The sequence below is a fragment of the Streptomyces sp. W16 genome, from assembly GCF_033194735.1.
GTDB lineage: Bacteria > Actinomycetota > Actinomycetes > Streptomycetales > Streptomycetaceae > Streptomyces.
This window is the reverse complement of the sequence record NZ_JAWOAI010000417.1, coordinates 1-9,014: the sequence shown is the minus strand read 5'-3', so window position 1 is coordinate 9,014 and position 9,014 is coordinate 1. Positions and strand designations below refer to the sequence as shown.

The following is a 9,014-nucleotide window of genomic DNA, read 5'->3' as shown; positions in this document are numbered from 1 at the left end:
TATGCCCTGCACCCTGGCGAGCTGCGCCTTGCCGGTGACGCGTGCGGGCAGGGCGCCCACGGCGGGTACGAAGACGGCGTCCACGATGCCGAAGACCAGGGCGAGTACCGCGAGCGGCCAGAGCCCCGGGCCGGTGAGGAACAGCAGCGCGGCCACGGCGAGTACGGCCGCGCAGCGCACGGCGTCGCTGCCGATGACGACCCGGCGCGGACCGAAGCGGTCGGCGATCACCCCGCCGCCCAGCATCAGCACCGCGCGGGGCAGCGCGCTGACCGACATGACCAGGCCGGCCTGCGCCGGGGAGCCCGCTTGTACGGCGGCCCAGGACAGGGCTATGTAGTAGACCCCGTCGCCGGCCATCGACGACGCGTAGGCGCCGAGCCAGCGCAGGACGTTGGGGTCGCGGTGGGCGGGTCTGTCGGTGGCTGTGCCGGGGGCTGTGAGCGTGGTGGGCACGGGAGTTCGTCCTCTCCGGGGCTCAGGCGCGGAACGGGAAGCCGTACAGGTGGATCGCGACGTTCTCCCGGCCCTGGGTGTCGCCCGCCTGCTCGGCGGCCCGCCCCCTGGCCTGGTACTTCTTGATCAGGGCGTCCAACTCGTGCCCCAGTTCGGCGAGTTCGGGCGCGTTCAGTCGTGGGAGGTACTCGCCGTCGAAACCCGCCGAGCGCCACTCGTCGCTCCAGGACTCGGACTCGTCGAGGTGACGCCGGTACAGGTCGACACGTTGCTCCAGCAGCGCCCGCACGAGCGCCCCCTGGGTGGCGAGCTTCTCGGGGGCGTCCTTCACGTCCTCGTGCCGCACGATCAGGCTCTCGGCGGTGGTCCGCCACCAGCGCTCCCGGCCGTCACCGCTCTGCTGCTCGGCCTCCTCGATCAGCCCGTGCTCGGCAAGCTTGCGCAGGTGGTAGCTCACCAGCGAAACGGCCTCGTCGACCTGGTCGGCGAGCTGCGACGCGGTCGCCGTACGGGCCACGTACAGCGCCCGGTACAGCTTGAGGCGCAGCGGGTGCGCGAACGCCTTGAGCGTCCCCAGATCGGTGATGGTGCGGGTCTCGTCCGAGGTCATGCACTCGACGTTAGATGCGAAAGGAAAGTTGCGCAATATATTTTGCGCAACTTTCCTTTTGCATCCCCCCACAAGTAAGCCCCGACCGCCAGGCAGCCGGGGCTTACAACAGGTCTCAGGGGATCACCTCACGGGGTGACCCGCTTCCCGCAGCGCCTGCTTGACCTCGCCGATCCGCAGATCCCCGAAGTGGAAGACGGAGGCGGCCAGCACCGCGTCCGCGCCCGCCGCCACCGCGGGCGGGAAGTCGGCCAGCTTGCCCGCTCCGCCGGAGGCGATCACCGGCACGGTCACGTGCTTGCGGACCGCCGCGATCATCTCCAGGTCGTAGCCGTCCTTCGTGCCGTCCGCGTCCATCGAGTTGAGCAGGATCTCCCCCGCGCCCAACTCGGCGGCCCGGTGCGCCCATTCGATGGCGTCGATGCCGGTGCCCTTGCGACCGCCGTGGGTGGTGACCTCGAAGGAGCCCTCGGAAGTCCGGCGCGCGTCCACCGACAGCACCAGCACCTGGCGGCCGAACCGCTCCGCGATCTCCCGGATCAGCTCCGGCCGGTTGATCGCCGCCGTGTTGACGCCGACCTTGTCCGCGCCCGCCCGCAGCAACTTGTCCACGTCCTCGGCCGTGCGGACCCCGCCGCCGACCGTGAGCGGGATGAAGACCTGCTCGGCGGTGCGGCGGACCACGTCGTACGTCGTCTCGCGGTTGCCGGAGGACGCGGTGATGTCCAGGAAGGTCAGTTCGTCGGCGCCCTCGGCGTCGTAGACCTTGGCCATCTCGACGGGGTCGCCCGCGTCGCGCAGATTCTGGAAGTTGACACCCTTGACGACCCGGCCGTTGTCGACGTCCAGGCAGGGGATCACGCGTACGGCGAGGGTCATGACGAGCCCTCCTCGCCACGCGCTTCCGTCCGGTACGCCTCCACCTCGACCTCGACGACCAGGCTGGGGTCGACGAAACCGGACACGATGATCATGGACGCGGCGGGCCGGATCGCGTCGAAGAGCTCCTTGTGTGCGCGGCCCACGTCGTCCACATCCCGGGCGTGGGTGATGTACATACGGGTGCGCACCACATCGGCGGGACCGAGACCCAGTTGCTCCAGCGCCGCGAACGCGACGTTGAACGCGTTGACCGTCTGCTCGTAGGGACCGCCCCCGGCGATCTCGCCGTCCACTATCGACGTGCACCCGGAGACCAGCACCAGGCCGTTGGGCAGCTCCACCGCGCGGGAGTAGCCGAAGGCGTCCTCCCAGGGCGCGCCGGTCGACACGCGTCGTAGCTCGGTCACCGGGCCACCGCCTCCAAGGCCTCTTCCAGAGTGAACGCCTTCGCGTACAGGGCCTTCCCGACGATGGAGCCCTCGACACCGAGGGGTACCAGCTCGGAGATGGCGCGGAGGTCGTCGAGCGAGGACACGCCGCCGGAGGCCACGACCGGGCGGTCGGTCGCCGCGCAGACATTGCGCAGCAGCTCCAGGTTGGGGCCCTGGAGGGTGCCGTCCTTGGCGATGTCGGTGACCACGTACCGGGCGCAGCCCTCGGAGTTGAGGCGGTCCAGGGTCTCGTAGAGGTCGCCGCCGTCGCGGGTCCAGCCGCGGCCGCGCAGGGTCGTGCCGCGTACGTCGAGGCCGACCGCGATCTTGTCGCCGTGCTCGGCGATGACCTTGGCGACCCACTCGGGGGTCTCCAGCGCGGCGGTGCCGAGGTTCACCCGGGTGCAGCCGGTGGCGAGGGCGGCGGCGAGGGTGTCGTCGTCGCGGATGCCGCCGGACAGCTCGACCTTGATGTCCATGGCGCCGGTGACCTCGGCGATGAGCTTGCGGTTGTCACCGGTGCCGAACGCGGCGTCCAGGTCGACGAGGTGCAGCCACTCGGCGCCGGAACGCTGCCAGGCGAGGGCGGCTTCGAGGGGGGAGCCGTAGGAGGTCTCGGTCCCGGACTCGCCGTGGACGAGGCGGACGGCCTGGCCGTCGCGGACGTCGACGGCGGGGAGGAGTTCGAGCTTCGAAGGCATCAGAGGGTTCCGATCCAGTTGTTCAACAGCTGCGCTCCGGCGTCGCCGGACTTCTCGGGGTGGAACTGCGTGGCCCACAGCGCGCCGTTCTCCACGGCGGCCACGAAGGGCTTGCCGTGCGTCGTCCAGCTCACCAGGGGGGCACGCATCGCCGGGTTCACGACTTCCAGGGACCAGTCGTGAACGGCGTAGGAGTGCACGAAGTAGAAGCGCGCGTCCGCGTCCAGGCCCGCGAAGAGCTGGGAGCCCGCCGGGGTGTCGACGGTGTTCCAGCCCATGTGGGGCACGATCTCGGCCTGCAGGGGTTCGACCGAGCCGGGCCACTCGTCCAGGCCCTCGGTCTCGACGCCGTGCTCGATGCCGCGCGCGAACAGGATCTGCATGCCGACGCAGATGCCCATCACCGGGCGTCCGCCGGCCAGTCGGCGGCCGACGATCCAGTCGCCGCGCGCCTCCTTGAGGCCCTGCATGCAGGCGGCGAAGGCGCCGACACCGGGCACCAGCAGGCCGTCCGCGTTCATGGCCTTGTCGTAGTCACGCGTTATCTCGACCTCGGCACCCGTGCGCGCGAGGGCACGCTCGGCGGAACGGACGTTCCCGAAGCCGTAGTCAAAGACGACTACTTTCTTCGCTGCGCTCAATTCCACACCTCCAGCCTCATGACCCCGGCCACCAGGCACATCGCGGCGGCGATGGAGATCAGCACGATGAGCTGGCGCGGCATCTTCTGCTTGACGAAGGAGTAGACCCCGCCGAGGAGGAAGAGCCCGACGACGATGAGGAGGCTCGACAGGCTGGTCACAGCGCGCCCTTCGTGGAGGGGAGGATGCCGGCCGCGCGCGGGTCGCGCTCGGAGGCGTACCGCAGGGCGCGGGCCAGCGCCTTGAACTGGCACTCCACGATGTGGTGCGCGTTGCGCCCGTACGGCACGTGCACGTGCAGCGCGATCTGGGCCTGGGCGACGAAGGACTCCAGGATGTGCCGGGTCATCGTGGTGTCGTACTCGCCGATCATCGGCGCCATGTTCTCGGGCTCGGTGTGCACGAGGTACGGGCGGCCGGACAGGTCGACGGTGACCTGGGCCAGGGACTCGTCCAGGGGAACCGTGCAGTTGCCGAACCGGTAGATCCCCACCTTGTCGCCGAGCGCCTGCTTGAAGGCGGCGCCGAGCGCGAGGGCGGTGTCCTCGATGGTGTGGTGCGAGTCGATGTGCAGATCGCCCTCGGTCTTCACGGTGAGGTCGAACAGACCGTGCCGGCCGAGCTGGTCGAGCATGTGGTCGTAGAAGCCGACCCCTGTCGACACGTCGACCTTGCCGTGCCCGTCGAGGTCGATCTCGACGAGGACCGACGTCTCCTTGGTCGTCCGCTCCACCCGTCCTACGCGGTTCATGCGCTCTGCTCCTTCTTCAGTTCACGGACCGCGTCGAGGAACGCGTCGTTCTCTTCGGGGGTTCCGGCGGAGACCCGCAGCCACCCCGGGATGCCGTTGTCCCGGACCAGGACGCCCTGGTCGAGGATCTTCTGCCAGGCGGTGTGCGAGTCCGCGAACCGCCCGAACTGCACGAAGTTGGCGTCGGACTCGACGACTTCACAGCCGATGGCCTTCAACTCGCCCACCAGCCGGTCCCGTTCGGACTTCAGCTGCTCGACATACCCCAGCAGTGTGTCGGTGTGCTCCAGGGCGGCCAGCGCGGTCGCCTGGGTGACGGCCGACAAGTGGTAGGGCAGCCGTACGAGTTGGACGGCGTCGACGACGGCAGGGTGCGCGGCGAGATAGCCGAGGCGGAGCCCCGCCGCCCCGAACGCCTTCGACATCGTCCGCGAGACGACGAGATTCGGCCGACCTTCGAGCAGCGGCAGCAGCGAGTCGCCGTGGCTGAACTCGATGTACGCCTCGTCGACGATCACCATCGACGGCTTGGCGGCCTGGGCCGCTTCGTACAGCGCGAGGACCGTCTCGGGCGGAACGGCGTTGCCCGTGGGGTTGTTGGGGGTCGTGATGAAAACGACCTCGGGCTTGTTCTCGGCGATCCACCGCTCGGCGGCGGCGAGATCGATCGTGAAGTCCTCGTTGCGCGGCCCGGAGATCCAGCCCGTCCCCGTGCCGCGCGCGATGAGCGCGTGCATCGAGTACGACGGTTCGAAGCCGATGGCCGTACGGCCGGGGCCGCCGAAGGTCTGGAGCAGTTGCTGGATGACTTCGTTCGAGCCGTTGGCCGCCCACACGTTCTCGACGCCGACGCGGTAACCACCGGTCTTCGTGAGGTAGTTGGCGAGCTCGGTGCGCAGCTCGACCGCGTCCCGGTCGGGGTAGCGGTTGAGGTCGCGGGCGGCCTCGCGGACGCGCTCGGTGATCCGCTCGACCAGCGCCTCGGGCAGCGGGTAGGGGTTCTCGTTGGTGTTCAGCCGTACGGGAACGTCCAACTGGGGCGCGCCATAAGGGGACTTGCCGCGCAGTTCGTCCCGTACGGGAAGATCGTCGATGCCGGTCACTTGCTCTCTGGAACCTTCCATCCGAACCTCGCCTTGACCGCCGCGCCGTGCGCGGGCAGGTCCTCCGCCTCCGCCAGCGTCACCACGTGATGCGCCACGTCGGCGAGGGCGTCGCGGGTGTAGTCGACGATGTGGATGCCCCGGAGGAAGGACTGCACGGAGAGGCCGGAGGAGTGGCAGGCGCAACCGCCGGTCGGCAGCACGTGGTTGGAGCCCGCCGCGTAGTCGCCGAGGGAGACGGGCGCCCAGGGTCCGACGAAGATCGCACCGGCGTTCCGCACCCGGTCGGCGACCGCGGCGGCGTCCGCCGTCTGGATCTCCAGGTGCTCGGCGCCGTACGCGTTCACGACCCGCAGCCCCTCCTCGACACCGTCGACGAGGACGATCGCGGACTGCCGGCCCGCGAACGCCGGAGCGATCCGGTCCTCGATGTGCTTGGTGGCCGCGACCTGCGGTTCGAGTTCCTTCTCGACGGCGTCCGCGAGCGTCACGGAGTCCGTGACCAGGACGGCGGCGGCGAGCGGGTCGTGCTCGGCCTGGCTGATCAGGTCGGCGGCGACGTGCACCGGGTCGGCACTGTCGTCGGCGAGGACCGCGATCTCGGTGGGTCCGGCCTCGGTGTCGATGCCGATCCGGCCGGTGAAGTAGCGCTTGGCGGCGGCGACCCAGATGTTTCCGGGCCCGGTGACCATGTTGGCGGGGGCGCAGGACTCGGTGCCGTAGGCGAACATCGCGACGGCCTGGGCGCCGCCGACGGCGTAGACCTCGTCGACGCCGAGCAGTGCGCAGGCGGCGAGGATCGTCGGGTGCGGCAGGCCGTCGAAGTCCGCCTGCGGCGGGGAGGCGAGCGCGACGGAGCCGACTCCTGCCTCCTGGGCCGGGACGACGTTCATGATCACGGAGGAGGGGTAGACCGAGCGCCCGCCCGGCGCGTAGAGGCCCACCCGGTCGACCGGCACCCACTTCTCGGTGACCGTGCCGCCGGGCACGACCTGGGTGGTGTGGGTCGTACGGCGCTGCTCGCGGTGGACGAGCCGGGCGCGCCGGATGGACTCCTCCAGGGCCGCGCGCACCGCCGGGTCGAGCTGCTCCAGCGCGTCGCTGAGCGCCTGGGCCGGGACCCTCACCTGCTCCAGCCGCACGCGGTCGAACTTCTCTGCGAAGTCGATCAGCGCCGCGTCGCCCCGATGATGCACGGCCTCGCAGATCGGCCGCACCTTCTCCAGGGCGGCCGAGACGTCGAAGTCGGCTCGGGGCAGCACGTCGCGCAGGGCGGGCCCGTCAGGGAGGGCGTCGCCGCGCAGATCGATTCGGGAGATCACGGAAGTAATTCTCTCAGACGGCGATCGGGCGCTGCTCGCGCATATCAATGGCTGATACAGAACGTGGCCGGAACCCGGAAGATCAGGGGGGTGTGAGGGGTGTCCCCCCACAAAGCACAGTACGTCTAGTGTTCCGGGCGTCACGGAGCGGGCATGAACAGCTGTGCGAAACCCGTGAGTAAGTGAGAGGGATGAAAGAGCAGTGACCGAGGGTGCCGGCCTCCGCGCGGGGGATGTGCCGGACGATGCGACCGCCGCCGAGGCCGGTATGTGGCAGGCCTTCCGCAACGGCAGTGTGTACGACCTGAGCAGCGGCGACACCGTCGTCGACGATCCGCACGGCGGACATCCGTGGGGCCCCGAGCGGACCGTACGGGCCCGGTTCGTGTGCTGGCTGCTCCTGGACGGGCCGCCCGCGCTGTCGGGCCGGGTGGCCTCGCTGAAACTCACCGGAGTGCAGATCAGCGGCACCCTGGACCTGGCGGGCGGCACGATCGCGCCGTTCGTCGAGCTGAAGGGCTGCCGCTTCGAGCGGGAGGTGCTGCTCCCGGAGGCCCGCTTCCAGACCGTACGGCTGGTGGACTGCTCGGTGCCGCGGCTGGAGGCGGCGCGGGTGCACACGGAGGGTGACCTGCATCTGCCGCGCTGCCGCTTCCACAACGGCGTACGGCTGACCGACGCGCACATCGGCACCGATCTGCTGCTCAACCAGGCGATCGTCTACCGGGACCGCACGGGCCGTTCGATCGCGGCCGACGGCATGACCGTGGGGCAGGACCTCCAGGCCGAACTCCTCGAATCGCACGGTGAGTTGAGCCTGCGCAGCGCCAAGGTGGGCGTCTCGCTGAGCCTGCGCGGCGCCCGGCTGGCCAACCCGTACTCGCGGCTCGCCCTGAACGCGCCGCAGCTGACCGTCGGCCGCACCCTGTACCTCACCCCGGCGGGCGTCGGCGGCCCCTGGCTGAGCGGCACCACGCCCGCGCGCGGGACCCGCATCCAGCGCTTCACGTGCCAGGGCGGGGTGCGCCTGGACGACGGGCGGTTCGGGGACGCGGTGGACCTGGAGCGGGCCCGGTTCACCTTCACGGACGACCAGGAGCTGTCGCTGCTGCGGGTCCAGGCGCCAGAGCTGCGCTTCCTCGGGGAGAAACCGCGGCGCGGCAAGGTGGTGCTGTCGGGGGCGCGGGTCGTCAACCTGATCGACGGGAAGGACAGTTGGCCGGGTCCGGGCAACCTCCACATGGGCGGCTTCGTGTACGAGAACCTCGTACCGCAGGGCCCGTTCCCGCTGGACGCCCGCCTCGACTGGGTGGCCGCCGCGACCGCCGAGTACAACCCTGAGCCGTACGAGCGGCTCGCGACCGTGCTGCGCAACGGCGGGGAGGACGAGGACGCGCGCGAGGTGCTGCTCGCCAAGCAGCGGCGGCGCCGGGAGAGCCTGCCCGTCGCGGCCAAGCTGTGGGGGTTCGCGCAGGACTGGACGGTCGCCTACGGGTACCGGCCGGGCCGGGCCGCCGTATGGATGGCGGTGCTGTGGGCGGCCGGTTCGCTGGCCTTCGCGCACGCGGACCATGTGCCGGTGAGCAGCGGCGGGCATCCGCTGTGGAGCCCCGCCCTGTTCGCGCTGGATCTGCTGCTGCCGGTGATCGACCTGGGGCAGGTGGGCCAGTGGCAGTTGCACGGGGGCTGGCAGTGGCTGTCCGTGGCGCTGATCCTGCTGGGCTGGATCCTGGCGACGACGGTGGCGGCGGGGGCGACCCGCCTGCTCAGACGCGGATAGCGACCTCCCGCGCACAGCACTCGAACAGATGAGCAACAGTCACCTTTTGCCCGGGCTTGACCGAAGCGCGTACAACTTTCCACGGGGTGCTCAAACGGTCTGGCGCACTCCGGATCCCGGTCCTTCAATGGTCGGCACCATGGCTCTGCTGCGCGCGCTCATCCGTACCGCCCGGATGGCAAGGAACACCTCGCGGCTCGCCGCCGGACTGCCGGCCGACGACGAGGTACTCCTCGACGCGCCCGACGACCGGCTGGGCCCCGTGCTGGTCGCGGCCGGACGCGGCGAGTACGGGCCGGCCGCCGCACTGCTGGCACCCACCCGCGCGTCCGCCGAG

The 9,014-nt window shown here is 70.4% G+C and carries 11 protein-coding genes and 1 pseudogene; 2 read left to right on the top strand and 10 right to left on the bottom strand.

What is annotated here, in order from left to right:
* The 10 genes from R6V09_RS38440 to hisD all read right to left on the bottom strand — a co-directional run.
* Positions 1 to 456, bottom strand: a 456-nt coding sequence (locus R6V09_RS38440) for an MFS transporter (protein WP_317886117.1), incomplete at its 3' end; no start/stop codon positions are given.
* Positions 457 to 478: 22 nt separating this feature from the next.
* Positions 479 to 1,066 carry an ArsR/SmtB family transcription factor gene (locus tag R6V09_RS38435; protein WP_317886116.1) on the bottom strand — a complete coding sequence of 196 codons (588 nt, stop codon included), beginning with the start codon at positions 1,064 to 1,066 and terminating at the stop codon, positions 479 to 481.
* A 123-nt stretch (positions 1,067 to 1,189) separates the two neighbouring features.
* Complete coding sequence (hisF, locus tag R6V09_RS38430; protein ID WP_317886115.1) at positions 1,190 to 1,945, bottom strand: imidazole glycerol phosphate synthase subunit HisF; 756 nt, start codon at positions 1,943 to 1,945, stop codon at positions 1,190 to 1,192.
* Positions 1,942 to 2,355 (bottom strand): RidA family protein, encoded by a 414-nt coding sequence (locus R6V09_RS38425; RefSeq protein ID WP_317886114.1) that lies wholly within the window; start codon positions 2,353 to 2,355, stop codon positions 1,942 to 1,944. Before R6V09_RS38425 ends, hisF begins: the two co-directional genes overlap by 4 nt.
* Entirely contained in the window at positions 2,352 to 3,080 is a 729-nt protein-coding gene (gene priA, locus R6V09_RS38420) for a bifunctional 1-(5-phosphoribosyl)-5-((5-phosphoribosylamino)methylideneamino)imidazole-4-carboxamide isomerase/phosphoribosylanthranilate isomerase PriA (RefSeq protein ID WP_317886113.1), read from the bottom strand. The genes R6V09_RS38425 and priA overlap by 4 nt, the downstream gene beginning before the upstream one ends.
* On the bottom strand, positions 3,080 to 3,727 hold the full coding sequence (hisH, locus tag R6V09_RS38415; RefSeq protein WP_317886112.1) for an imidazole glycerol phosphate synthase subunit HisH: 648 nt from the start codon (positions 3,725 to 3,727) through the stop codon (positions 3,080 to 3,082). The genes priA and hisH overlap by 1 nt, the downstream gene beginning before the upstream one ends.
* A complete protein-coding gene (locus tag R6V09_RS38410) occupies positions 3,718 to 3,882 on the bottom strand; it encodes a hypothetical protein (RefSeq protein ID WP_200811998.1) in 165 nt (54 codons plus the stop codon). Before R6V09_RS38410 ends, hisH begins: the two co-directional genes overlap by 10 nt.
* Positions 3,879 to 4,472, bottom strand: a complete 594-nt coding sequence (hisB, locus tag R6V09_RS38405; RefSeq protein WP_043675308.1) for an imidazoleglycerol-phosphate dehydratase HisB — start codon at positions 4,470 to 4,472, stop codon at positions 3,879 to 3,881. Before hisB ends, R6V09_RS38410 begins: the two co-directional genes overlap by 4 nt.
* Positions 4,469 to 5,596: a histidinol-phosphate transaminase gene (locus R6V09_RS38400; protein WP_317886111.1), complete on the bottom strand. Its 1,128-nt coding sequence runs from the start codon at positions 5,594 to 5,596 to the stop codon at positions 4,469 to 4,471. Before R6V09_RS38400 ends, hisB begins: the two co-directional genes overlap by 4 nt.
* Positions 5,572 to 6,897: a histidinol dehydrogenase gene (gene hisD / locus R6V09_RS38395; protein WP_317886110.1), complete on the bottom strand. Its 1,326-nt coding sequence runs from the start codon at positions 6,895 to 6,897 to the stop codon at positions 5,572 to 5,574. Before hisD ends, R6V09_RS38400 begins: the two co-directional genes overlap by 25 nt.
* A 202-nt stretch (positions 6,898 to 7,099) precedes the next feature.
* Here hisD and R6V09_RS38390 point away from each other — a divergent pair, with 202 nt between their 5' ends.
* Entirely contained in the window at positions 7,100 to 8,677 is a 1,578-nt protein-coding gene (locus tag R6V09_RS38390; RefSeq protein WP_317886109.1) for an oxidoreductase, read from the top strand.
* 139 nt (positions 8,678 to 8,816) lie between these two features.
* Positions 8,817 to 9,014 (top strand): annotated as a pseudogene (locus tag R6V09_RS38385) (hypothetical protein); the annotation flags it as partial.

Coding starts and splice junctions, on each gene's coding strand:
- hisB (WP_043675308.1), bottom strand. CDS start 4,472: ATGAACCGCGTAGGACGGGTGGAGCGGACGACCAAGGAGACGTCGGTC.
- priA (WP_317886113.1), bottom strand. CDS start 3,080: ATGCCTTCGAAGCTCGAACTCCTCCCCGCCGTCGACGTCCGCGACGGC.
- R6V09_RS38435 (WP_317886116.1), bottom strand. CDS start 1,066: ATGACCTCGGACGAGACCCGCACCATCACCGATCTGGGGACGCTCAAG.
- R6V09_RS38400 (WP_317886111.1), bottom strand. CDS start 5,596: ATGGAAGGTTCCAGAGAGCAAGTGACCGGCATCGACGATCTTCCCGTA.
- hisF (WP_317886115.1), bottom strand. CDS start 1,945: ATGACCCTCGCCGTACGCGTGATCCCCTGCCTGGACGTCGACAACGGC.